Source organism: Pandoraea vervacti (assembly GCF_000934605.2).
In the GTDB taxonomy this organism is placed as follows: domain Bacteria; phylum Pseudomonadota; class Gammaproteobacteria; order Burkholderiales; family Burkholderiaceae; genus Pandoraea; species Pandoraea vervacti.
On the sequence record NZ_CP010897.2, the window covers coordinates 1379250 to 1402225 of the forward strand.

General features: G+C 62.5%; 19 protein-coding genes. 17 read left to right on the top strand and 2 right to left on the bottom strand.

The annotated features are described in order from the left end of the window. The first annotated feature begins 369 nt into the window (after window positions 1-369). The 6 genes from gyrA (at window position 370) to aroA (ending at window position 8538) form a co-directional block, all read left to right on the top strand. Window positions 370-2991 carry a DNA gyrase subunit A gene (gene gyrA / locus UC34_RS06255; protein WP_044454706.1) on the top strand — a complete coding sequence of 874 codons (2622 nt, stop codon included), beginning with the start codon at window positions 370-372 and terminating at the stop codon, window positions 2989-2991. Window positions 2992-3132: 141 nt separating this feature from the next. After that, window positions 3133-3720, top strand: a complete 588-nt coding sequence (locus UC34_RS06260) for a DUF2059 domain-containing protein (RefSeq protein WP_044454708.1) — start codon at window positions 3133-3135, stop codon at window positions 3718-3720. A gap of 305 nt (window positions 3721-4025) precedes the next feature. Continuing rightward, on the top strand, window positions 4026-5138 hold the full coding sequence (serC, locus tag UC34_RS06265) for a 3-phosphoserine/phosphohydroxythreonine transaminase (protein WP_044454710.1): 1113 nt from the start codon (window positions 4026-4028) through the stop codon (window positions 5136-5138). A gap of 102 nt (window positions 5139-5240) precedes the next feature. Further along, window positions 5241-6323, top strand: a complete 1083-nt coding sequence (gene pheA / locus UC34_RS06270; protein ID WP_044454712.1) for a prephenate dehydratase — start codon at window positions 5241-5243, stop codon at window positions 6321-6323. A 20-nt stretch (window positions 6324-6343) separates the two neighbouring features. After that, a complete protein-coding gene (locus tag UC34_RS06275) occupies window positions 6344-7216 on the top strand; it encodes a prephenate dehydrogenase (RefSeq protein WP_044457829.1) in 873 nt (290 codons plus the stop codon). Continuing rightward, a complete protein-coding gene (gene aroA, locus UC34_RS06280) occupies window positions 7216-8538 on the top strand; it encodes a 3-phosphoshikimate 1-carboxyvinyltransferase (protein ID WP_044454714.1) in 1323 nt (440 codons plus the stop codon). The genes UC34_RS06275 and aroA overlap by 1 nt, the downstream gene beginning before the upstream one ends. Window positions 8539-8558: 20 nt before the next feature. Here the strand turns inward: aroA and UC34_RS06285 are convergent, their stop codons facing one another. Beyond that, window positions 8559-9884, bottom strand: a complete 1326-nt coding sequence (locus UC34_RS06285; protein ID WP_052810918.1) for an Nramp family divalent metal transporter — start codon at window positions 9882-9884, stop codon at window positions 8559-8561. A 111-nt stretch (window positions 9885-9995) separates the two neighbouring features. On the opposite strand from UC34_RS06285, the gene cmk reads away from it, so the two are divergent. The 10 genes from cmk (at window position 9996) to cysM (ending at window position 20138) form a co-directional block, all read left to right on the top strand. Beyond that, window positions 9996-10691, top strand: coding sequence for a (d)CMP kinase (cmk, locus tag UC34_RS06290; RefSeq protein WP_218919560.1), 696 nt, complete (start codon window positions 9996-9998; stop codon window positions 10689-10691). A gap of 114 nt (window positions 10692-10805) precedes the next feature. Continuing rightward, window positions 10806-12509 carry a 30S ribosomal protein S1 gene (gene rpsA, locus UC34_RS06295; protein ID WP_044454718.1) on the top strand — a complete coding sequence of 568 codons (1704 nt, stop codon included), beginning with the start codon at window positions 10806-10808 and terminating at the stop codon, window positions 12507-12509. A gap of 12 nt (window positions 12510-12521) precedes the next feature. Beyond that, complete coding sequence (locus UC34_RS06300; protein WP_017232087.1) at window positions 12522-12815, top strand: integration host factor subunit beta; 294 nt, start codon at window positions 12522-12524, stop codon at window positions 12813-12815. Window positions 12816-13063: 248 nt separating this feature from the next. Next, on the top strand, window positions 13064-13357 hold the full coding sequence (locus UC34_RS06305; protein WP_044454725.1) for a LapA family protein: 294 nt from the start codon (window positions 13064-13066) through the stop codon (window positions 13355-13357). Window positions 13358-13417: 60 nt separating this feature from the next. Further along, a complete protein-coding gene (lapB, locus tag UC34_RS06310) occupies window positions 13418-14593 on the top strand; it encodes a lipopolysaccharide assembly protein LapB (protein ID WP_044454727.1) in 1176 nt (391 codons plus the stop codon). Window positions 14594-14614: 21 nt separating this feature from the next. Then, window positions 14615-15988: a UDP-glucose dehydrogenase family protein gene (locus UC34_RS06315; RefSeq protein WP_044454729.1), complete on the top strand. Its 1374-nt coding sequence runs from the start codon at window positions 14615-14617 to the stop codon at window positions 15986-15988. Between the two features lie 17 nt (window positions 15989-16005). Continuing rightward, on the top strand, window positions 16006-16995 hold the full coding sequence (gene rfaE1 / locus UC34_RS06320) for a D-glycero-beta-D-manno-heptose-7-phosphate kinase (RefSeq protein WP_052810919.1): 990 nt from the start codon (window positions 16006-16008) through the stop codon (window positions 16993-16995). Continuing rightward, entirely contained in the window at window positions 16992-17996 is a 1005-nt protein-coding gene (rfaD, locus tag UC34_RS06325; protein WP_044454731.1) for an ADP-glyceromanno-heptose 6-epimerase, read from the top strand. The genes rfaE1 and rfaD overlap by 4 nt, the downstream gene beginning before the upstream one ends. A 264-nt stretch (window positions 17997-18260) precedes the next feature. Beyond that, window positions 18261-19109: a ComEA family DNA-binding protein gene (locus UC34_RS06330; protein WP_044454733.1), complete on the top strand. Its 849-nt coding sequence runs from the start codon at window positions 18261-18263 to the stop codon at window positions 19107-19109. A 126-nt stretch (window positions 19110-19235) separates the two neighbouring features. Continuing rightward, window positions 19236-20138 (top strand): cysteine synthase CysM, encoded by a 903-nt coding sequence (gene cysM, locus UC34_RS06335; protein WP_044454735.1) that lies wholly within the window; start codon window positions 19236-19238, stop codon window positions 20136-20138. A gap of 101 nt (window positions 20139-20239) precedes the next feature. On the opposite strand, the gene mltB is transcribed toward cysM, so the two are convergent. Further along, the gene (gene mltB / locus UC34_RS06340) at window positions 20240-21505 is read right to left on the bottom strand and encodes a lytic murein transglycosylase B (RefSeq protein WP_237165253.1); all 1266 of its coding nucleotides are present in this window, start codon (window positions 21503-21505) and stop codon (window positions 20240-20242) included. Between the two features lie 483 nt (window positions 21506-21988). Between mltB and UC34_RS06345 the strand changes: the two genes are divergently transcribed. Next, a complete protein-coding gene (locus UC34_RS06345) occupies window positions 21989-22912 on the top strand; it encodes a histone deacetylase family protein (protein ID WP_044454737.1) in 924 nt (307 codons plus the stop codon). Window positions 22913-22976: the final 64 nt, after the last annotated feature.

Below are 22976 nucleotides of genomic sequence, written 5' to 3' on the forward strand. Positions count from 1 at the left end.
CCTAGACGACAGAACCAAAGTCTTACATCGCTCGAAGTATAACATCGGCAAGTGCGCGAAAGCATGGCCCATGCACTTCGAATAATGTCTAACTTATGCCACGGCATTTTGCCATAGCGATTCAGACGGTCGCGAGAAAAACCCTAGCTTTGCGGCCCGTCGTGGCGCAGTTGTGGTTTGAGCGCAACACCTTTTGAGGCCCCTCGCCAACCGTTTCATTTCTTTCCATTGTTTGGCGTTTTGGCGTGCCAGACATCTCTTGTGCATCGCATCACGCTCGTTTCGGATGCCTATGACGGGCATGTTAGAATCGCAAGATCATATCGCCGGCAGCCGCCTATCGCGATTAGGGCTTGATAGACACGGATAATGGATCAGTTCGCCAAAGAAACTCTCCCGATTTCGCTCGAAGAAGAAATGCGGCGGTCGTACCTCGATTACGCCATGAGCGTGATCGTCGGCCGCGCTTTGCCGGATGTGCGCGATGGCCTGAAGCCAGTTCACCGCCGCGCGTTGTTCGCCATGCACGAGCTGAACAACGACTGGAACCGTGCTTACAAGAAGTCGGCACGTATCGTCGGTGACGTCATCGGTAAGTACCACCCGCACGGCGACGCTTCTGTATACGACACCATCGTTCGCATGGCGCAGCCGTTCTCGCTGCGGTACATGCTGGTCGACGGCCAGGGTAACTTCGGTTCGGTCGATGGCGACAACGCTGCGGCCATGCGATACACCGAAGTTCGTATGGCCAAGATCGGTCACGAACTGCTCGCGGACATCGACAAGGAAACCGTCGACTTCGGTCCGAACTACGACGGCAGCGAAAAGGAACCGCTGATTCTGCCAGCGCGCATCCCGAACCTGCTGCTCAACGGTTCGTCGGGGATTGCGGTCGGTATGGCGACGAACATTCCGCCGCATAACCTCAACGAAGTGGTCGAAGGGTGCCTGTATGTGCTCAAGAACCCCGAGGCGACCGTCGACGAACTGATCGAGATCATTCCGGCGCCGGACTTCCCGACCGCCGGCATCATCTACGGCATCTCCGGGGTGCGCGAAGGCTATCGCACCGGCCGTGGCCGTGTGGTGATGCGCGCCAAGACGCACTTCGAGGATATCGACCGCGGCCAGCGCGTGGCGATCATCGTCGACGAATTGCCTTATCAGGTTAACAAGCGCTCACTGCTTGAACGTATCGCAGAGCTCGTCAACGAAAAGCGTCTGGAAGGGATTTCCGACATTCGCGACGAGTCCGACAAGAGCGGCATGCGTGTCGTGATCGAACTCAAGCGCGGCGAAGTGCCCGAGGTTGTCCTGAACAATCTCTACAAGCACACGCAACTGCAAGATACGTTTGGCATGAACATGGTTGCGCTGGTCGATGGGCAGCCCAAGCTGCTGAACCTGCGCGAAATGCTGGTGCACTTCCTGGCGCATCGCCGCGAAGTGATTACTCGCCGCACGATCTATGAACTGCGTCGCGCCCGCGAACGTGGTCACGTGCTCGAAGGTCTGGCGGTAGCGCTCGCTAACATCGACGACTTCATCGCCATCATCAAGGCCGCTCCTACGCCCCCGCTCGCGAAGGCGGCGTTGATGGAAAAGTCGTGGGATTCGTCCGTCGTGCGCGAGATGCTGGCGCGCGCCGAGACCGAGACGCAAGGCGGCCTGGCGGCCTACCGTCCGGAAGGGCTCGACCTCACGGTCGGCGTGCAGGCCGACGGTCTGTACCGCCTGTCCGAGACGCAGGCTCAGGAAATCCTGCAGATGCGTCTGCAGCGCCTGACCGGTCTGGAGCAGGACAAGATCGTCTCCGAGTACAAGGAAGTGATGGCCCAGATTGCCGACCTGCTCGACATCCTGGCAAGCCCGCCGCGCGTGACGGCCATCATCAGCGAAGAGTTGACGGCCGTGCGCGCCGAGTTCGGCGACGCCCGCCGCTCGACCATCGAACACAACGCGACCGAACTCGATACCGAAGACCTGATCACGCCGCAGGACATGGTCGTGACGTTGTCGCACTCGGGGTATATCAAGTCGATGCCGCTCTCGGAATACCGTGCGCAGAAGCGTGGCGGCCGGGGCAAGCAGGCTGCGGCGACGAAGGACGACGACTGGATCGACACGCTCTTCATCGCGAATACGCATGACACGATCCTGTGTTTCTCGAACCGCGGACGTGTTTATTGGATCAAGGTCTACGAAGTGCCGCAGGGTTCGCGGAACTCGCGTGGCCGTCCGATCGTCAATATGTTCCCGTTGCAGGAAGGCGAGAAGATCAACGTCGTGCTCCCGGTCAAGGAGTACACGGAAGATCGATTCGTGTTCATGGCAACGAGCTTGGGCACGGTCAAGAAGACGCCGCTCGCGGCCTTCAGCCGACCGCTCAAGAAGGGCATCATCGCCGTGAATCTCGATGACGGCGACGTGCTGATCGGTGCTGCCATTACCGACGGTGCACACGACGTCATGCTGTTCTCCGACGCCGGCAAGGCGGTGCGTTTCGACGAGAACGATGTGCGTCCGATGGGTCGCGAGGCGCGGGGCGTTCGCGGCATGCAGCTCGAAGACGGTCAGACGGTGATTGCACTGCTGGTGGCCGAGAACGAGCAGCAGTCGGTGCTCACGGCGACGCTGAACGGCTACGGCAAGCGCACGTCGATCACGGAATATACCCGCCACGGCCGTGGCACTAAGGGTATGATTGCGATCCAGACGAGCGAGCGCAACGGCCGTGTGGTCGCGGCAACGCTGGTCGAGCCGGATGACGAGATCATGCTGATCACGACCGGCGGGGTGCTGATTCGTACGCGAGTCTCCGAGATCCGCGAAATGGGTCGCGCCACGCAGGGGGTGACGCTGATCAGCCTGGATGAAGGCACGACGCTCTCCGGTCTGCAGCGCATCGTTGAGTCCGACGCGGAAGTCGCCGACAACGGCGACGCGCAGGGCGACGATGAAGCGCCGGAAGCGGATGTCACGGAGTAATACCGGCGTAACTCGATGTAATCTAGGGGTGCATTGCCCCGAAAAGTCAGTAAAATCTGGCCCGATGCAGTGAAGTGCCCAGGCGAGGATGCATCTATTTATCGTCGGCGCAAGCCGACGAACTTTGGAGTGACTATTACTATGCAACGCAACGTCAAGAAGTGGATGTGGCTGCTGCTCGCAGCACCGGCAATGGCAATGGCTCAGCAGAGCGCTCCGCTTGACGCGGACAAGAAGGCAGCCATCAAGGAGCTGCTGGACGCCATCGATGCGAACAGGCTGGTGACGGCGATCGGCGAAGGTGCACAACAGCAAGCCAAGCAACTGGCGCCGCAAGTGCTCGAACGCCAACTGGTCGAAAACAAGACGTTGAGCGATGCTCAGAAGCAAGCGATCGTGCCGACCCTGCAACAAAACTCGGTGCAGAAGCTGGTTGACGGCGCAGGCAAGGTGTTCACGAGCGACGCATTCAAGAATGACGCCGTCCAGGCTCAGTACGCCGCTTACGGCAAGAACTACACGACGGAAGAAATCAAGGGTCTGACCGCTTTCTACAAGAGCCCGGTCGGCCAGAAGTACATCAAGGTGCAGGATCAGGTTGGCCAGGAAGTGGTGGGCGGTCTGATGCAGAAGTACATGCCGCAATCGATCGACGCGACCAGCAAGCAAGCTGACGCCGAAATCGCTGCGGCTGCCAAGTCGGCGCCGAAGGCTCCGGCCAAGAAGTAAATTTCGGACGATCCCACCGGGATTGACCGATAATGGCCGTTTGCGAGAGATCGCAAACGGCCATTTTGCATTGATGGGGGCTGGCGGCAGCTTTCGCTCGGAATTTTCCGGGAAGTGCCCATCCCATGCCCGAATTACGCCAAACGCCCGCACGTCAGGGCGAACTGGCGGTATAGTTGGTCTTTGCCGCCGCCGCTCAACCGGGATCGCCCGGTCAATCGCGAGTCCTCGAAAGACGTGAAACGCAAGCCGCACGGGTCAATATCCGCCGGCTTGCGTTTCACTTTTACTGCTGCAAAACCAATATGACGCGCGCTTTCAATTTTTCTGCCGGTCCGGCGGCATTGCCCGAGGAAGTCCTTCGTCAGGCGGCCGAGGAAATGCTCGACTGGCATGGATCCGGCATGGGCGTGATGGAAATGAGCCATCGCGGTCGCGAGTTCATGAGCATTCTGGCGCAGGCGCAGACCGACTTGCGCGAGCTGCTGGCCGTGCCGGAGAACTACCGCATTCTGTTCATGCAGGGCGGTGCGCTTGCCGAGAACGCGATTATCCCGATGAACTTGCTGGGCGGCGCCGCGGCAGGTGAGCGTCGTACGGCGGACTATGTCGTGACGGGGTCGTGGTCCGTCAAGTCGCAGAAGGAAGCGCGCAAGTATTGCGACGTCAACATCGCCGCAACGACCGAGACGGAGCATTTCACGCGGCTGCCGCAGATCGACGAATGGAAGCTGTCGAGCGACCCGGCCTACGTCCACATCTGCACGAACGAAACCATTCATGGCGTGGAGTATTTCTGGACGCCGGATCTGGCGGCTGCCGGGTTGCCGAATGTGCCGCTCGTGGCCGACGTTTCATCTCACATCCTTTCGCGTCCGATGGACGTGTCGAAGTTCGGCGTGATGTATGGTGGCGCTCAGAAGAACATCGGGCCGTCGGGGCTGACGGTCGTGATTGTGCGCGATGATTTGCTCGGGCGCTCGCTGCCGTTTACGCCCAGCGCATTCGACTGGAAAACGGTGGCGGACAACGATTCGATGTACAACACGCCGCCAACCTATGCGATCTACATTGCGGGGCTGGTGTTCCAGTGGCTCAAGCGCCAGGGAGGGCTGAGCGCGATGGAGGCGCTCAACAAGCAGAAGGCCGAGTTGCTGTACGGCTTTCTCGACAGCAGCGACTTCTATCGCACAGCGGTCGCACCAGACTGCCGCTCGCGCATGAACGTGCCGTTTTTCCTGCACGACGACGCGTTGAACGAAACTTTCCTGGCCGGCGCTCGCGAGCGCGGCCTGCTGCAACTCAAGGGCCACAAGTCCGTGGGGGGTATGCGCGCCTCGATCTATAACGCAATGCCGCTTGCCGGCGTCGAGGCACTGGTCGACTATCTGCGCGAATTCGAGCGCAGCCACGGCTGACGAGGGCGATTGGCCGGCGCGACGGGTACGCCCTGCATCCTGCGATGACATCGCGCCGCGAACTGCCTGATCATGTCACATAGCAAGAAGACAATACGCTCCATGGAAGACGATCTGAACGCATCGCTGCGCCCGTTGCGCGAGAAAATCGATGCAATCGATGCGCAACTGCTCAAGTTGCTCAATCAACGTGCGGCCATTGCCCTTGAAGTCGGCGAGGTCAAGAAGCGTTTCGGCGCGCCGGTGTTCCGGCCCGAGCGTGAGTTGCAGGTGATTTCCCGGCTGCAACAAGCCAACGACGGCCCATTGTACGGCGACAATCTGGCGTCGATCTGGCGCGAAATCATGTCGGCCAGTCGCGCGCTGGAAAAGGTCATGACCGTGGCCTATCTTGGCCCGGCGGGTACGTACAGCGAGCAGGCTTCGCTGGCTTATTTCGGTCAGAGCGTGAAGGGCCTGCCATGCCCGTCGCTTGACGAGGTGTTTCGTGCGGTTGAGGCAGGCAGTGCGGACTTCGGCGTGGTGCCCGTCGAAAACTCGACCGAAGGTGTGGTGTCCCGCACACTGGATTTGCTGCTGCAAAGTCCGTTGACCATCGGCGGCGAAGTGGCGTTGCCGATTCACCATAATCTGATGTCGCGCGCGGGTACGCTCGACGGCGTGACGCGCATCTGCTCGCACGCGCAGTCGCTGGCGCAATGCCAGCACTGGCTTACGGCTCACTTCCCGAATATCGAGCGTCAGGCGGTGTCGAGCAATGCCGAAGCCGCACGCATGGCGGCGGCCGATCCGGCCATTGCGGCCATTGCCGGAGAGGCGGCGGCGACCCAGTACGGGCTGCAAGTTGCGTTTGCGCACGTGCAGGACGATCCGCACAATCGCACCCGTTTCGTCGTGGTCGGCACGCAAGACCCGGCACCGAGCGGTCGCGATCAGACGTCGTTGATTCTGTCCGTGCCGAATCGCGCAGGCGCTGTGGTCGCATTGCTCGAACCGCTCGCCAACAACGGTGTGTCGATGACGCGCTTCGAGTCGCGTCCGGCCAAGAGCGGCGCCTGGGAGTACTATTTCTACGTCGACTTCGAAGGGCATCGCGACGACCCGAACGTCGCCAAGGCGCTCGAAGCGCTTCGTCAGAATGCCGCTTACTGCAAGGTGCTCGGGTCCTACCCGCGCTCCGCATGACGCGCGGCGGGCGGGACACCATGCGTGTGAACAAACTCGTTATCTGTGGCGTCGGTCTGATCGGCGGATCGCTCGCGCGTGCGCTTAAAGCGGCCGGCGCGGTGAAGGAAGTCGTGGGAGTGGGGCGCACACAGACGTCGCTTGCGCGCGCTTGCGAATTGGGTGTGATCGACAGGGCTGCGGTGTCGATGGCGGACGCCGTTGCCGGCGCGGACATCGTGCTGCTCGCTGCGCCAGTGGCGCAAACGCCCGCGCTGCTCGCCGCGATCCGCCCACACCTGGGCGGCACGACGATCGTGACCGATGCAGGCAGCACGAAGTCGGACGCCGTTGCTGCCGCTCGCGCCGCGCTCGGTGACGAGGCGTGGCGTTTTGTTCCTGGACACCCGATCGCCGGTGCGGAGTTGTCGGGCGTCGATGCAGCCAAGGCCGATCTTTATCGTGATCGCCGAGTCGTCCTGTGCCCCCAACCCGGCAATCGCGGCGACGATGTTGCGCGCGTGCGGGCGATGTGGGAAGCGGCCGGTGCGCGGGTCTCCGAGATGACGCCGACGCAGCATGATCACGTGTTCGCGTCCGTGAGCCACTTGCCTCACGTGTTGTCGTACGCCTTGATTGCGCAGATTCTGGATGCGCCGGACGCCGCGTTGAAGTTCGGTTTTGCCGGGGGAGGGTTTCGCGATTTCACGCGAATCGCGGCCTCCAATCCCGAAATGTGGCGCGACATCTGCGTGGCAAATCGAGACGCCTTGCTCGCCGAACTCGATGGCTACCTCGCCACGCTCGGTTCGCTGCGTCAATTGATCGATGCCGGGGACGGCGCCGGTCTCGAGGCCGTATTCGCTCGCACCAGTCAGGCGCGAACGGACTGGGCCAAGCAACAGGAAAAGTAATGGAAACGCTCGATCTTGGCCCGTATGGCCATGCCGAAGGCACGCTTCGACTGCCCGGCTCGAAAAGCATCTCGAACCGTGTGCTGTTGCTCGCGGCGCTTTCGCGCGGCACGACGCGCGTGCGCGAATTGCTGGCGTCGGACGACACGCAGGTCATGCTGGACGCGCTGGCCGTGCTCGGCGTCAAATGCACGCAGGTCGGCGACTCGCGTGATTTCATCGTGGAAGGTTGTGGCGGGGTATTTCCCGTGAAGGCGGCGAAGCTTTTCATGGGGAACGCGGGTACCGCGATCCGCCCGTTGACGGCGGCGCTATCGCTGAGCCATGGTGACTATGAGGTCTCGGGCGTGGCGCGTATGCATGAGCGTCCGATCGGTGATCTGGTCGACGGCCTGCGTCAACTCGGCGCACAAATCGACTACCTCGGCAACGCCGGCTATCCCCCGCTTCACATCAAGCCGGCAAACGTAGCGGCGCCAGCGACCCCGATTCGCGTGCGCGGCGACGTGTCGAGTCAGTTTCTGACCGCGCTGCTGCTCACGCTGCCGCTATTGCCGTCAGAGACGGGGGAGATCGTCGTTGAGGTCGAAGGCGAACTGATTTCGAAGCCGTATATCGACATTACCCTGCGATTGCTGCGTCGCTTCGGTATCGATGTCCGACAGGATGGATGGTCGCGATTCACGCTGCCCGCCGCCGGCGCCGACGGCGCAAAGTACCGCAGTCCGGGAGAGATTCGCGTCGAAGGCGATGCATCGTCAGCGTCGTACTTTCTTGCGGCCGGCGCCATCGGTGGTGGTCCGATGCGAGTCGAGGGCGTGGGCCGCGACAGCATTCAGGGCGACGTGCGTTTCGTCGATGCGCTCGCAGCGATGGGCGCGCGCGTGACCCTGCACGACGATGCCATCGAAGTGAACGGGATCGACACACCGACCGGCAAACTGCGTGCACTGGACATGGACTTCAACCACATTCCGGACGCCGCGATGACGATTGCCGTCGCAGCGCTCTTTGCCGATGGCACGACGACGCTTCGCAATGTGGCGAGTTGGCGTGTGAAGGAAACCGACCGGCTCGCCGCGATGGCGATCGAACTGCGCAAGGTCGGTGCGACCGTGGAGGAGGGCGAGGACTATCTTCGCGTGACGCCGCCCGCAGCGCTGACGCCGAACGCGTCCATCGACACCTACGACGATCACCGCATGGCCATGTGTTTCTCGCTCGTGAGTCTGGGGGGCGTGCCGGTGACGATCAACGATCCGAAATGTGTTGCGAAAACATTTCCGTCCTACTTCGCGGAGTTTGCCCGCGTGGCATCGTAAATCGCGCTCGCGGCGCCCTGTCAGCCTTGCCCCGTCATCATCTGCCAGAGCAGTACGCCGTTAAGGGCAACGATGGCGAGTGCAATGAGCCAGGCAGCGGCGAGCAACGCGCCGCGCACGCGCCATTGCCCCATGAGCGTCGCGTCGCCTGCAAAACGAACCAGCGGAATGACGGCAAACGGCAACTGCAGGCTCAGGACAACCTGACTGAGGATGAGCAGGTTCGTCGTTTGCGCCTCGCCGCCATGACCGACGATCAGCAGGGCGGGAATCAGTGCGAGCCCGCGTGTGATGAGGGCGCGCTTCCATGGCTTCATGCGCAGATTGAGGAAACCCTCCATCGTGACCTGACCGGCGAGCGTGGCTGTGACAGTCGAGTTCAGGCCGCAGGCGAGCAGGGCGAGCGCGAACATCATGCCCGCCCACTGGTTGCCGAGCAGGGGCGCGAGTAGCTTGTGCGCGTCGCCCAGCGATTCCACCGACGTGTTTCCGCTGGCATGGAATACGGCGGCCGCGAGGATCAACAGGGCCGCATTGACCAGAAACGCAAAACCGAGCGAGAGCGTGGTGTCCCACTGCGTTGTCCGCAGTGCGCGCTTCATCGCTGCTGGCGTGCGCTCCGGCATGGCCTCGCCACGCATCCGAAGCAGCGCCGAATGCAGATACAGGTTGTGGGGCATGACGGTCGCGCCGAGAATGCCCACCGCGAGCCATAGCATGCCGGCTTGCGCGACGATTTCGCTGCGCGGACGCAGCCCCGAGGCGGCGGCGCCCCAGTCAGGATTGGCGAGGGCGAGTTGCGCCGCGAAACATCCGGCGGTGAGCAGAATCAATGCAGCGACAGCGCCTTCGAGTCGGCGCTGGCCGAAGCCTTGCAGTCCCAGCATGGCGAATGCAAGCGCGCCCGCGAGGACGACGCCGACCGGCAACGAGAGGCCGAAAAGCAGTTGCAGTGCGACCGCGCTGCCGATGATCTCGGCGAGGTCGCAGGCGATGATGGCGATCTCGCAAAGGCCCCATAACGCCAATGAAGTGCGACGGCTATACTGGGTACGTGAGAGTTGTGCGAGATCGCGACGGGTCACCAGGCCGACGCGAGCGGCCAACCATTGCAGCAATAGCGCCATGACGCTCGAGAGCAGCACCACGCTCAGCAGCGTGTAACCGTAGCGGGCCCCGCCGGCAATGGCCGTGGCCCAGTTTCCCGGATCCATATAGCCCACGGCGATGAGGGTGCCGACCCCGGCAAATCCCATCCAGCGATGTGCCCGGCGCGGCGACCGGTCTTGCGGGACGAGGGGCGGCACCCGTTCGGGACCGACTAAGGGATAATCGCGGGTTTGCATGGCAGTTACATTTTCAGGTGACGCGAGTGGCGTCTACATCTAAATGATAATCATTATTATTTGGATGGGAAGATTTATTTTCTAATGTGTTGGATAGACAGAGACGAAGGAATGCCTGATTTGACGGTGGTGGACGACTCGATTCCGGTCATTACGGTGGACGGCCCGACAGCATCCGGCAAGGGCACGGTGGCGCACCGTGTGGCCGATGAACTGGGTTTCCATTACCTCGACAGTGGCGCGCTTTACCGGTTGACCGCGCTGGCCAGCGCTCGCCACGGCATCGATCCGGACGACGTCGGCGCGCTGTCGGTGCTCGCCGAGACGTTGGACGTACGCTTCCGCGAACAGCGTGTCTGGCTGGCGGGCGAGGACGTGACGGACGCCATCCGTGCCGAAGCCATCGGCAACCGGGCCTCCGCGATTGCGGTGCACAAGGCGGTCCGGCAGGCGCTCGTGGCGCTTCAGCGAAGCTTCAAGACTGCGCCGGGCCTCGTCGCAGACGGTCGGGACATGGGGACTGTGATCTTTCCAGAAGCCGATCTGAAGGTGTTTTTGACCGCAACGCCACAGGCGCGTGCCGAGAGGCGATATAAGCAATTGATAGAAAAAGGATTTTCTGCTAACATAGACAGTCTCATGCTGGATCTTGAGGCGCGCGATGCACGGGATCGTACCCGGGCCGAGGCGCCGCTAAGGCCGGCAGAGGGTGCGCGGGTACTCGACACATCGGGGCTGAACGTCGATCAGGCGGTGGCTCAGGTGCTCGAATGGTTCGCGCAAGTGCAGTACCCGCAAGGCGCCTGACCGGATGTTTCATGCAGTCATTCGGCAAGGCTTTGTTTAACCTTTAACCCAACCGTTGCACGTTGTCGTCAGCCTCCCTCGGGCAGATGAGCGTCAGCGGCGTAATCCACTTTTATGTCCGACCTGCAAACCTCGACCAACGAATCTTTCGCGGCGCTTTTCGAAGAGTCGCTTTCCCGTCAAGACATGCGTGCTGGTGAAGTCATCAGCGCTGAAGTCGTTCGGGTTGACCACAACTTCGTGGTCGTCAACGCCGGCCTCAAGTCCGAAGCGTACATCCCCATCGAAGAATTCCTGAATGATCAGGGCGAGGTCGAAGTTCAGGCCGGCGATTTCGTTTCCGTGGCGATCGACGCCCTGGAAAACGGCTACGGCGACACCGTGCTGTCGCGCGACAAGGCCAAGCGTCTGGCCTCGTGGCTGCAACTGGAAAAGGCCCTCGAATCGGGCGACCTCGTGACCGGTACGATTACCGGCAAGGTCAAGGGCGGCCTGACCGTGATGGTCAACGGCATCCGTGCATTCCTGCCGGGTTCGCTGGTGGATACGCGTCCGGTCAAGGACACGACCCCGTACGAAGGCAAGACCCTCGAATTCAAGGTTATCAAGCTCGATCGCAAGCGCAACAACGTTGTGCTGTCGCGTCGTGCGGTGATCGAAGCCACCCAGGGTGAAGAGCGCGCCAAGCTGCTCGAAACGCTCAAGGAAGGCGCGATCGTCAAGGGCGTGGTCAAGAACATCACCGACTACGGCGCGTTCGTCGACCTCGGCGGCATCGATGGCCTGCTGCACATCACCGACATCGCATGGCGTCGCGTGCGTCACCCGAGCGAAGTTCTCTCGGTTGGCCAGGAAGTCACCGCCAAGATCCTCAAGTTCGATCAAGAGAAGGGCCGTGTCTCGCTGGGCGTCAAGCAACTCGGCGAAGATCCGTGGGAAGGCATTGCTCGCCGTTACCCCCAAGGCACCCGCCTGTTCGGCAAGGTCACCAACATCACCGACTACGGCGCGTTCGTCGAAGTGGAATCGGGCATCGAAGGTCTGGTTCACGTGTCGGAAATGGATTGGACCAACAAGAACGTTGCGCCGACCAAGGTTGTCCAGCTGGGCGACGAAGTCGAAGTCATGGTGCTCGAGATCGACGAAGACCGTCGTCGTATCAGCCTCGGCATGAAGCAGTGCAAGCCGAACCCGTGGGATGACTTCTCGCGCAACTTCAAGAAGGGCGACAAGATCAAGGGCGCCATCAAGTCGATCACCGACTTTGGCGTGTTCATCGGTCTGCCTGGCGGCATCGACGGCCTGGTTCACCTCTCGGACCTGTCGTGGAGCGAAGCCGGCGAAGAAGCTGTTCGCAAGTACAAGAAGGGCGACGAAGTCGAAGCCGTGGTTCTGGGCATCGACGTCGAGAAGGAACGCATCTCGCTGGGTATCAAGCAGCTCGAAGGCGACCCGTTCAACACCTTCGTGGCGATCCACGACAAGGGCTCGATCGTTGACGGCACCATCAAGGCCGTTGACCCGAAGGGTGCTGTCGTCTCGCTGGGCGATGACGTCGAAGGCTACCTGCGCGCCTCGGAAATCTCGCACGACCGTGTGGAAGATGCCCGTAACGTGCTGAAGGAAGGCGAAGCCGTCAACGCAATGATCGTCAACATCGATCGCAAGTCGCGCAACATCAACCTGTCGATCAAGGCCAAGGATTCGGCCGAACAACAGGAAGCGATGAGCAAGATGTCGTCGGATAGCTCGGCAGCGAGCGGCACCACGAACCTCGGTGCCCTGCTCAAGGCCAAGCTGGACAGCCAGAATCAGTAAGGTCCAAGGCCTATGACCAAGTCTGAATTGGTCAACCAGTTGGCGGCGCGGTTTCCCCAGTTGGTGCTCAAGGATGCCGATTTCGCGGTGAAGACGATTCTCGACGCGATGGCTGACGCGCTTGCGCGCGGTCATCGAATCGAAATCCGCGGTTTCGGCAGCTTCGGGCTCAACCGTCGGCCTCCGCGCGTCGGCCGCAATCCGAAGTCGGGCGAGAAAGTGATGGTGCCGGAGAAATTCGTGCCGCACTTCAAGCCCGGCAAGGAATTGCGAGAGCGGGTTGATCACAAGGCGTCGGACCAATAAGGCCCTTTGGGATCTACTACGCAAGAAAAGCGCCTTCGGGCGCTTTTTTTGTCTCTGGCGATCGGCGGTGAATCGCGCGTGCGGGGGATCGCCGTAAATGTGAAGCCCTTTGCAGTAACGACGCCTCGCGAAGTACATCCGGTACAATACGCCCACGTGCCGCCCCAGTGCGTTGGGCGCTTCGATGCCCTGTGCGGGCGGCCCAAGTTGCAAAACATACGGCAATCCTGCCGCAGGAGCCTTTCGGCATGAAGCTGATTGTTTGGATCGTTCGTCTGATCGTGTTCGTGGTGTTGCTGTGCCTTGCGCTCGCCAACACTGGCGAGGTCACGTTGAACCTGTTCCTGGGTCATACGTGGACGGCGCCGCTCATCATGATTGGCCTGGCGTTTTTTGTGGTCGGCGGCATCATCGGCGTACTTGCCACCTTACCCAGCCTGATGCGGCAACGCCTGGAACTGCGTCGTACGCGCCGCGACCTTGCGCGCGCCCAGCGCGACCCCGAGGCGAGCGATCAGCCGCCGATGCTGCCGCCGGTCTGACGCGGCGCGGCGCGCGACACTCGCCATCTTCATCGACTGTTTCAACGACAACACGCATTCATGGAATTCGAGGTCTGGTGGCTTCTTGCCATCCCCGTGATCTTCGGCTGTGGCTGGGTGGCTGCGCGACTGGACTTGCGCAGCCTGCTCTCGGAGAGCCGCAATCTGCCGGCATCCTATTTCCGCGGTCTGAATTTCCTGCTCAACGAGCAGCCGGACAAGGCAATCGATGCCTTTATCGAGGTCGCGAAACTCGACCCCGAGACGACCGAGCTGCACTTCGCGCTTGGCAGCCTGTTTCGCCGTCGCGGCGAGACGGAGCGCGCCATTCGCGTGCACCAGAATCTGCTCTCGCGCGACGATCTCCCGCAAGCCGACCAGGAGCATGCGCTCTATGAACTCGGCCACGACTTCCTGAAGGCCGGGTTGCTCGATCGTGCAGAAGACGCCTTTGGCCGGTTGCATACCGGCGCGTATGCCAAGGCGGCCCAGCACGCGAAACTCACCATCTACCAGATCGAGAAGGAATGGCGCAAGGCGCTCGCGGAAGCCGAAATGCTCAGCGATCTCGACCCTGCCGTGTCGTATCGCAAGGAGATTGCGCAGTTCCATTGCGAACTGGCGCAGGAAGCGCTGCAACGCAAGGACGTCGAAGCGGTCGGGCGCGAGCTGGACGCCGCACTCGCCGTCAATCCGGCGAATGTACGAGCGCCGCTTCTGCGTGGCGATATGCTCCTCGCAGCGGGGGACGCCGAAGGGGCACTGCGTGTGCTGCGCACGATCGAAGCGCAGAATCCGATGTATCTCGGCCTGGCCGCCAAACGCGTGATGAAAGCGTACGAAGCGCTGGGACGGGCGCCGGAAGGACTGGCGATGTTGCGCGACGCACTGCGCAAGAATCCGTCGGACGATCTGCTTGAGATCGTCTACGAGAAGACGTTGTCGCTCGAAGGGCCGGAGGCCGCGCTCCAGTTGATGCGCGAACAGATGCATCGCGCGCCGAGCGCACCGGGCATGGCGCGCTTGCTTGAAGCGAATGCGGTGACCGCGCACGGCGATATGCAGTCCGATCTGCAACTCATGGGCAAGCTGATTACGCAGCGGACCAAATCGTTGCCGCGCTACGTTTGCGACCAGTGTGGGTTCCGCGCCCGGCTTTTCTATTGGCAGTGCCCCGGCTGTAATGGCTGGGAGACGTACACGCCGCGCCGTGCCGACGTGCCGGCAGCATCATAAGTTTCATAACATCGCAAAATCATGAAGATCACCATCATCGGTTCCGGCTACGTCGGCCTTGTCACGGGCGCCTGTCTCGCAGACGTCGGCAACGACGTATTCTGCCTCGACGTCGATCCGCGCAAGATCGAGATCCTGAACAACGGCGGCGTGCCGATCCACGAACCGGGTCTGCAGGAAGTCATCGCACGTAATCGCGAAGCCGGCCGGCTGCAATTCTCGACGGACGTCGAGGCCTCGGTCGCGCACGGCGACGTGCAATTCATCGCCGTGGGCACGCCTCCCGACGAAGACGGCTCGGCAGACCTGCAATACGTGGTCGCCGCCGCTCGCAACATTGGCCGCTACGCCAAGAGCTTCAAGGTCATCGTCGACAAGTCGACGGTCCCCGTCGGCACGGCCGACAAGGTGCGCGCAGCGGTGGCCGAGGAACTCGCCAAGCGCGGCGAAGACGTGAAGTTCTCCGTGGTCTCGAACCCCGAATTCCTGAAGGAAGGCGCGGCGGTGGACGACTTCATGCGCCCGGACCGTATCGTGATCGGTGTGGACGACGATGCCGACGGCCAGCAGGCGCGCGCCATGATGAAGCGTCTGTACTCGCCGTTCAACCGCAATCACGAGCGCACGCTGTACATGGATGTTCGCTCGGCGGAATTCACGAAGTACGCCGCCAATGCCATGCTGGCCACGCGCATTTCGTTCATGAACGAACTCGCCAACCTTGCCGACCGCGTGGGCGTCGATATCGAAGACGTACGTCAGGGCATCGGCTCGGATCCGCGTATCGGTTACCACTTCCTCTACGCCGGTTGCGGATATGGTGGCTCCTGCTTCCCGAAGGACGTGCAGGCGCTCGTGCGCACCGCCGAAGACTACGGTTTGCCGCTGCGAATTCTCAACGCCGTGGAAGCCGTCAACGAGACGCAAAAGACCGTGTTGATCGACAAGATCGTCGCGCGTCTGGGCGATGATCTCAAGGACAAGACGTTTGCGTTGTGGGGGCTGGCGTTCAAGCCGAATACCGACGACATGCGCGAAGCGCCGAGCCGCCGCGTGATCGCGGAGCTGGTGCGTCGCGGTGCGCGCGTGCGTGCATACGATCCCGTGGCCCTCGAAGAGGCGCGTCGTGTTGTGGCGCTGGACTTCGCCGACGATGCGCAGGCGCACAGCCGCGTCGAATTCTGTGCAACGCAGAACGACACGCTGAGCGGCGCAGACGCTCTGGTCATCGTCACCGAATGGAAGGCTTTCCGCAGCCCCGACTTCGCCAAGGTGAAGTCCGCGTTGTCGCTGCCGTTGATTTTCGACGGCCGTAACCTGTACGAGCCGGAAGCCATGCAGGAACTGGGCATCGAGTATCACGCCATCGGCCGCGGGCTGAGCGAGTCCGCTTGAATTTCGGGGAACGACGCATGACTTCGACGGCAACTTCGCTCACCCGCACGGTTCAGGCGCCTGGCGTGCCCAAGGTGGCCCGTGAGGCATTCAGCCACGCACGCGTGCTGATCGTTGGCGACGTGATGCTCGACCGCTACTGGTTTGGCGACGTCAATCGCATTTCGCCGGAAGCGCCCGTGCCGGTCGTTCACGTCAAGCGCAATGAGGAACGTCTCGGCGGCGCAGCGAACGTGGCGCTCAACGCGACGTCACTCGGCGCACAGGCCGGTCTGCTTTGCGTGCTCGGCGAGGACGAACCGGCCGAGCGCGTGGTCGACATGCTCGATGCGAGCGGCGTGACGGCGTTCGTGACGCGCGATGCCGATCTGGCTACCACCATCAAGCTGCGCATCGTGTCGCGTCAGCAACAATTGCTGCGCATCGACTTCGAAAATCAGCCGGCGCGCGAAGTGCTGCTCGCTGTGCTCGATCAGTATCGTCAATTGCTCCCGAGCTATGACGTCGTGCTGCTCTCGGACTACGCCAAGGGCGGTCTGACGCATGTGCAGCCCATGATCGAGGCGGCGCGCGCGGCGGGCAAGCCCGTGCTGGTGGATCCGAAGGGCAGCGATTACGAGCGTTACCGTGGGGCGACCATCCTCACGCCGAATCGCGCCGAGTTGCAGCAGGTCGTGGGCGTATGGCGCTCGGAGGATGACCTGACTTCGCGCGCGCAGAATCTGCGCGAGTCGCTGGGACTCGAAGCGCTGCTGCTCACGCGTTCCGAAGAGGGCATGACGCTGTTCACGGAGGGCGGCGCACTGCACGTGCCTGCGCAGGCGCGCGAGGTGTATGACGTCTCCGGCGCGGGCGACACCGTGATCGCTACGCTGGCCGCGTCGCTATCGGCCGGTCTGCCGTTGCCGCAGGCGGTCGTGCTCGCCAACCGCGCGGGCAGTATCGTCGTGGGCAAACTGGGCACCGCGACCGTCGACTACAACGAACTCTTTTCCGACCTGACATGACCATCATCGTGACGGGCGCTGCGGGCTTCATCGGCGCCAACATCGTCAAAGCCCTCAATGAGCGCGGAGAGACCGACATCGTCGCGGTCGATAACCTCACGCGCGCCGACAAATTCCGCAATCTCGTCGATTGCGAGATCAGCGATTACCTCGACAAGACCGACTTCGTGGCGCGTTTCCAGCGTCGGGAATTCGGTCGCGTGCGCGCGATTTTCCATGAGGGCGCCTGCTCCGACACGATGGAGACGGACGGCCGCTACATGATGGAGAACAACTTCCGCTACACGCGCGCGTTGTTCGAGTCGTGCCAGTCGCAGACCGTGCCGTTCCTCTATGCGTCGTCGGCGGCGACCTATGGCGCGTCGGAGACGTTCGTGGAGACGCGTGAGTACGAGAAGCCGCTGAATGTCTATGGCTACTCGAAGTTTCTGTTCGACCAGATCGTTCGACGCGCGATGCGCGATGCCGGCGGCAAGTTGCCGAGTCAGGTCGCGGGCTTCCGTTACTTCAACGTCTACGGGCCGCGCGAGGCGCACAAGGGCCGTATGGCGTCGGTGGCGTTCCATAACTTCAACGAATTCCGCGCCAATGGCCGTGTGAAGCTCTTCGGCGAGTACAACGGCTACGCCGCCGGTACGCAAAGCCGTGACTTCGTGTCGGTCGAGGATGTCGTGAAGGTTAACCTGCATTTCTTCGATCATCCGGAGCGCAGCGGCATCTTCAACCTCGGCACGGGGCGCGCGCAGCCGTTCAACGATATTGCCGTCGCCGTGATCAATACGTTGCGCGAAGAGGCTGGCGAAGCGCCGCTCTCGCTCGACGAAATGGTGAAGCAGGGCATCGTCGAGTACATTCCGTTCCCGGACGCGCTTCGCGGCAAGTATCAGTGCTTCACGCAGGCGAGCATTGAACACCTGCGTACCGCCGGTGGGTATCCGCAACCCTTCTTCACGGTGGGCGAAGGCGTTTCGCGTTACGTGCGGTGGCTGCTCGCGCAGTAGGTTCGCACGGCATCGATACCTGACGACACGGGGAGCCAGACGGCTCCCCGCGTTGTTTTCTGGGCACGGGGCAAGGGGACGGGGTATGCGCAGGGCGCAGGACAGCCGGGGCAAGACGCCGCACGATAAGGACGGCGGTATGTCATCCTGGGGCAGACTGAGGCGTTAACGGTGTATCGGGGATATCCGATGGCGCTATCGAAGCTGTCGACGGTATCGAAGGTATCAGGGTATCGGCCCGAGTGACCTTTCAAGGAACAGATCATGCTTCGCAAACTCTTGCTGGCGGTTGTTACCTTTTTTGCCCTGTGCGGTCTGGCCATGGCCGCTGTAGACATCAATACCGCCGATCAGGCGCAGCTCGAGACGCTCAAGGGCATCGGGCCGGTCAAATCCAAGGCCATCATCGACGAGCGGAATGCCCACGGGCCGTACAAGGACGCCGACGATGTCGCCAAGCGCGTCAAGGGGCTCGGCGCCAAGTCCGTGTCGTCTCTGCAAGCCGAAGGGATGACCATCGGCGGGAAGGGCGGTGCCGCGGCACCGGCAACGCCCGCAGCTTCCACGAGGACGCCAGCGGCGAGCCCCGCACCGACACCGGCACCGGTTCCGGAAAAGCCGACGCCTTCCGTGGCTCAAACGCCAGCAGCACCGGCTTCGCCGACCAAGCCGGCCAAGCCAACCAATGCTGCAAATTCCGCCAACCCGGCAAAAGCCGCACCGACCGCACCTGCCGCAACCCCCGCAACACCCGCAACACCCGTGACATCGGCGCCCGCGCCGGCCACGGCCACGCAAACGACGCCGACCCCCACGCCGTCTGCGGCACCGACGCCGACCCCTGCCTCGGCCGGGCCGACCGCTATTCCGGCGAAACCGGCTGCGACGCCCTTACCGGCAGCCCCAGCGGCGGGCGCGGCTGACGCCAAGGCGTCCAAGTCCCGGAAGTCGAAGGACACCAAGGCGAGCGACGCTCCCAAGAGCGGCGCACCGGTCGCGGCGGCCCCTGCGACGGCATCCGCACCGGCTGCGCCCGCCGATGCCGCCTCGTCGAAGTCATCCAAATCGAAGAAGGCCAAGGCGCCGGCAGCGGCAAGCGCGCCGAAGCTCTGACGCCCCACAAGCGGCAAATCGCCGGGCGTGCGCCGATGCGTCGCCCGGCCCGCAGACCGCAGCCTGAGCGCGCGGATGGCCGGTGGATTAGAATGTTTCGATTCCCGACCGAAAAAGCTTAGCGCAATGGCCTATAAGACTATCGAAGACACCATCGGCAACACGCCGCTGGTGCAATTGGTGCGTTTGCCCGACGACGAAATTCGCCGCCGCAACAACGTGATTCTCGGCAAGCTCGAGGGCAACAATCCGGCGGGGTCGGTAAAGGATCGTCCGGCGCTGTCGATGATCAAGCACGCGGAGTTGCGCGGACGCATCAAGCCGGGCGACACGCTGATCGAGGCGACCTCCGGCAATACCGGCATTGCGCTGGCGATGGCAGCGGCCATTCGTGGCTACAAGATGGTCCTCATCATGCCGGAAGACCTCTCCATCGAGCGTCGTCAGAGCATGGGCGCATACGGCGCGCAGATCATCCTCACGCCGGTCAAGGGCGGCATGGAATATGCCCGTGACCTCGCCGAGCAGATGCAACGTGATGGACGCGGCATCATCCTCGATCAATTCGCCAACCCGGATAACCCGCTCGCGCATTACGAGAGCACCGGTCCGGAGATCTGGCGCGACACCGAAGGCCGTGTCACCCACTTCGTCTCGGCCATGGGCACCACGGGCACGATCATGGGGGTGTCGCAGTACCTGAAGGAACAGAGCGAGGCGGTCCAGATCATTGGCGCGGAGCCGGCGGAAGGCTCGCGCATTCCCGGCATTCGCAAGTGGCCGGAAGCCTATCTGCCGAAGATCTTCGACCGGGCGCGTGTCGATCGCACCGTCTCGGTGACTCAGGCCGACGCGGAAATCATGGCCCGCCGACTCGCCGCGGAAGAAGGCATTTTCTGCGGCATCTCGGCCGCCGGCGCATGCCAGATTGCGCTGAATCTGGCGCACGAAGTCGAGAACGCAACCATCGTGTTCGTCGTTTGCGATCGTGGCGACAGGTATCTGTCGACGGGCGTATTTCCGGCGTAATCGCGAGCGCTGCAACGCCAACGAAAACGGGACCCTGAGGTCCCGTTTTTCATGATGACAGCGAGGATCGCGGGCACGCCGGGCCCATCGGTCCCCCGGCGTCAGGGCGCCCTTGCAGCCTTGATCGCGTCGGCCAGATCGTACACCGACATCGCGTAGAAGAAACTGCGGTTGTAACGCGTGAGCACATAGAAGTTCGTGAGGCCCATGCGGTACTGCGTGGCTTGTCCCGGCGTCGGCAGATCGACGATCAGCACCGGGGTGTCGAGCGCCGAGCCGACATCGAGCCTCGGCTCGTTCATCAGCATGCCTGCCTTGATGAAGTCGCTGAGTTTCCAGTGCGGTTCGGGTTGCCCGTCGGCCCCGGCTTCCGCCAGCCCCTGACTGCCGCGATCATTGGCGATATTCCAGACCACGGGCTGACCCGGTTGCCATCCGTGCTGCTTGAGAAAGTTGGCAACGCTGCCGATCGCATCGGCCACATCGCTCGTCAGGTTGATCTTCCCGTCACCGCTGTAATCGACCGCATAATTGCGAATCGAGGACGGCATGAACTGCGGAATGCCGATGGCCCCGGCGTAGGAGCCATAGATGCTGAACGGATCGACGCCGCGCTCACGCGCATAAAGCAGCAGGTTCTCCAATTCCTTGCGGAACAGCGCCATGCGCTCCGAGCGGTTGCGGGCGGGCGGGTAATCGAACGCGAGGGTGGTGAGCGCATCGATCGTGCGGAAGTTGCCCATGTTGCGCCCGTAGATCGTCTCGACACCGATGATGGCGACGATGATCTCCTCCGGCACGCCATATTCCCTGGCGGCGCGCGCGAGCGCTGCGGCATTCTGATTCCAGAAACGCACGCCGCCGTTGATGCGCGTGTTGTCGAGGAACCGCTTTTCGTAGTTCGTCCAGTTCTTCTGGCCCGGGGTGGCGGGCGGCGCCGCGAGTCGCGCTGCCGTTTGCGAGAACACGACGCGCGAGAACACCTTCTGCAACTCGCTGCGGTTAAAGCCGTCGCGTGCCACGATGTCATTGATGAACGCGTCGACTTCCGGATTCGCCGCATAGCGTTGCGGTATCACTTCCTCTTCGAACTCGGTCTGCGCGGCTTGCCGGGCGCCCGTCTGGGCGTGCGCGCCCACGCTCGTCACGGCGAGCGCACCGATGCACAGCGCAATGCCGAATGCGCCGATGGCGCGAAGCGGATTCAGGTGCGGCGATCGACGACCGGTCGTGAGGGGGCGCCCGATCGATGACGTGGCGCGGGCACTGTGCGCGGCCATCGTGGGATGGCGGCCATGGTCCGGTCGATGAGTGGGGCGCGTTTGCGCCGGTGGGAAAGCGTCGGACATCCGTACCGGTGAAGTCATGCTGTCTGTCAGGCCTGTATGAAGTCGAATGTGGCGCAGTCCATTCGGGAACCACCACCACGTTAGTCGCGTTGAAACGCTCGTCGACCTGGGTCGATGCACATCTGCCGCGCGTGACGATCCAACATGTCACTCGACGTGCGCTATTACCTAGAGCGTCAACCATTCATGCCAGTTCCGGCCGTCCCGAATTTCGGGAGATTGGCCCTTACCGGCGGACACGGGTCTGCTGGGAGACTGCCTGGCAGTATAACCGAGTGCACCTGTGATACCTTAAGGCCTGTGCACTGTCCGTGACAGCGCTCATGGGGGATGCCGGCCATCGGCACGCATTTGCGAGTGATGTGAACGTATGCGAAGTCATGTCGCCGCGATGCGAGTCAGGCTCCGCATCCGGCCGCTACCGGACGTGGAGACCACGGCGCGGCGGGCATTCCCCGCCCGTCTCAATATAACGATTCGAAGCGATAGGCGACACAACGAATGGCTACCGGGTTCTATACACATCCCGATTGCGTCCGTCATGAGATGGGCGAGTGGCATCCGGAATGCCCCGAGCGGCTGCGAGCCATCGAGGACCAACTGATCGCGGGCCGCATCGACGGTCTTCTCGAGCGCCGCGAAGCGCCAGCCGCCGACGAGGCCAGCCTGCGGCTCGTGCATTCGCAGGACCACATCGACTTCGTTCGCGACAATATTCCCGAGTCCGGCTATTTCCCGATCGATCCCGATACGCTGCTCAATCCGTACTCCTGGCGTGCCGCCACGCGAGCCGCCGGCGCTGCCGTTGCCGCGACGGACGCCGTGATCGGTGGCGAACTCGAGAACGCGTTTTGCAGCGTGCGCCCGCCGGGGCACCACGCCACGCCCACGCGTGCGATGGGCTTCTGTCTGTTCAACAGCGTGGCGATTGCGGCCGCGCACGCGCTCGAAGTCCACGGGCTCTCGCGCGTCGCCATCGTCGACTTCGACGTGCATCACGGCAACGGCACGGAAGCGGCCTTCGGCAACGACGAGCGCGTGCTCATGTGCGGCATCTTCCAGCATCCGTTTTATCCGTTTTCCGGGGCGAACGATCCGGCCCCGAACATGCTCAACATTCCGCTCGAAGCGCGCACGTCCGGCATGGCGGCGCGTGAGGCGATCGAGTACGGCTGGCTGGGACGCCTGAATGCCTTCCGTCCCGAGATGATCTTTTTCTCGGCAGGTTTCGATGCGCATCGCGAAGACGATCTCGGTGGGCTCGGACTCACGGAAGCGGACTTCGCCTGGATCACCAAGGAAGTGAAGGCCATTGCGGACCGTCACGCCAAGGGGCGCATCGTGAGTTGCCTCGAAGGCGGCTACAACCTCTCGGCGCTAGGACGCAGTGTCGTGGCGCATCTGAAGGTGCTCGCCGACGTTTGACGTCTCGTGTGAGGCCGCGGTGACACCTCGTGCCCGACAGTACTCGACGGTACGGCATTGAGTG

Bases quoted from the DNA above. Each gene is read 5' to 3' on its own strand.
- gyrA (WP_044454706.1), top strand. From the start codon at position 370: ATGGATCAGTTCGCCAAAGAAACTCTCCCGATTTCGCTCGAAGAAGAA.
- UC34_RS06260 (WP_044454708.1), top strand. From the start codon at position 3,133: ATGCAACGCAACGTCAAGAAGTGGATGTGGCTGCTGCTCGCAGCACCG.
- serC (WP_044454710.1), top strand. From the start codon at position 4,026: ATGACGCGCGCTTTCAATTTTTCTGCCGGTCCGGCGGCATTGCCCGAG.
- pheA (WP_044454712.1), top strand. From the start codon at position 5,241: ATGGAAGACGATCTGAACGCATCGCTGCGCCCGTTGCGCGAGAAAATC.
- UC34_RS06275 (WP_044457829.1), top strand. From the start codon at position 6,344: ATGCGTGTGAACAAACTCGTTATCTGTGGCGTCGGTCTGATCGGCGGA.
- aroA (WP_044454714.1), top strand. From the start codon at position 7,216: ATGGAAACGCTCGATCTTGGCCCGTATGGCCATGCCGAAGGCACGCTT.
- UC34_RS06285 (WP_052810918.1), bottom strand. From the start codon at position 9,884: ATGCAAACCCGCGATTATCCCTTAGTCGGTCCCGAACGGGTGCCGCCC.
- cmk (WP_218919560.1), top strand. From the start codon at position 9,996: ATGCCTGATTTGACGGTGGTGGACGACTCGATTCCGGTCATTACGGTG.
- rpsA (WP_044454718.1), top strand. From the start codon at position 10,806: ATGTCCGACCTGCAAACCTCGACCAACGAATCTTTCGCGGCGCTTTTC.
- UC34_RS06300 (WP_017232087.1), top strand. From the start codon at position 12,522: ATGACCAAGTCTGAATTGGTCAACCAGTTGGCGGCGCGGTTTCCCCAG.
- UC34_RS06305 (WP_044454725.1), top strand. From the start codon at position 13,064: ATGAAGCTGATTGTTTGGATCGTTCGTCTGATCGTGTTCGTGGTGTTG.
- lapB (WP_044454727.1), top strand. From the start codon at position 13,418: ATGGAATTCGAGGTCTGGTGGCTTCTTGCCATCCCCGTGATCTTCGGC.
- UC34_RS06315 (WP_044454729.1), top strand. From the start codon at position 14,615: ATGAAGATCACCATCATCGGTTCCGGCTACGTCGGCCTTGTCACGGGC.
- rfaE1 (WP_052810919.1), top strand. From the start codon at position 16,006: ATGACTTCGACGGCAACTTCGCTCACCCGCACGGTTCAGGCGCCTGGC.
- rfaD (WP_044454731.1), top strand. From the start codon at position 16,992: ATGACCATCATCGTGACGGGCGCTGCGGGCTTCATCGGCGCCAACATC.
- UC34_RS06330 (WP_044454733.1), top strand. From the start codon at position 18,261: ATGCTTCGCAAACTCTTGCTGGCGGTTGTTACCTTTTTTGCCCTGTGC.
- cysM (WP_044454735.1), top strand. From the start codon at position 19,236: ATGGCCTATAAGACTATCGAAGACACCATCGGCAACACGCCGCTGGTG.
- mltB (WP_237165253.1), bottom strand. From the start codon at position 21,505: ATGACTTCACCGGTACGGATGTCCGACGCTTTCCCACCGGCGCAAACG.
- UC34_RS06345 (WP_044454737.1), top strand. From the start codon at position 21,989: ATGGCTACCGGGTTCTATACACATCCCGATTGCGTCCGTCATGAGATG.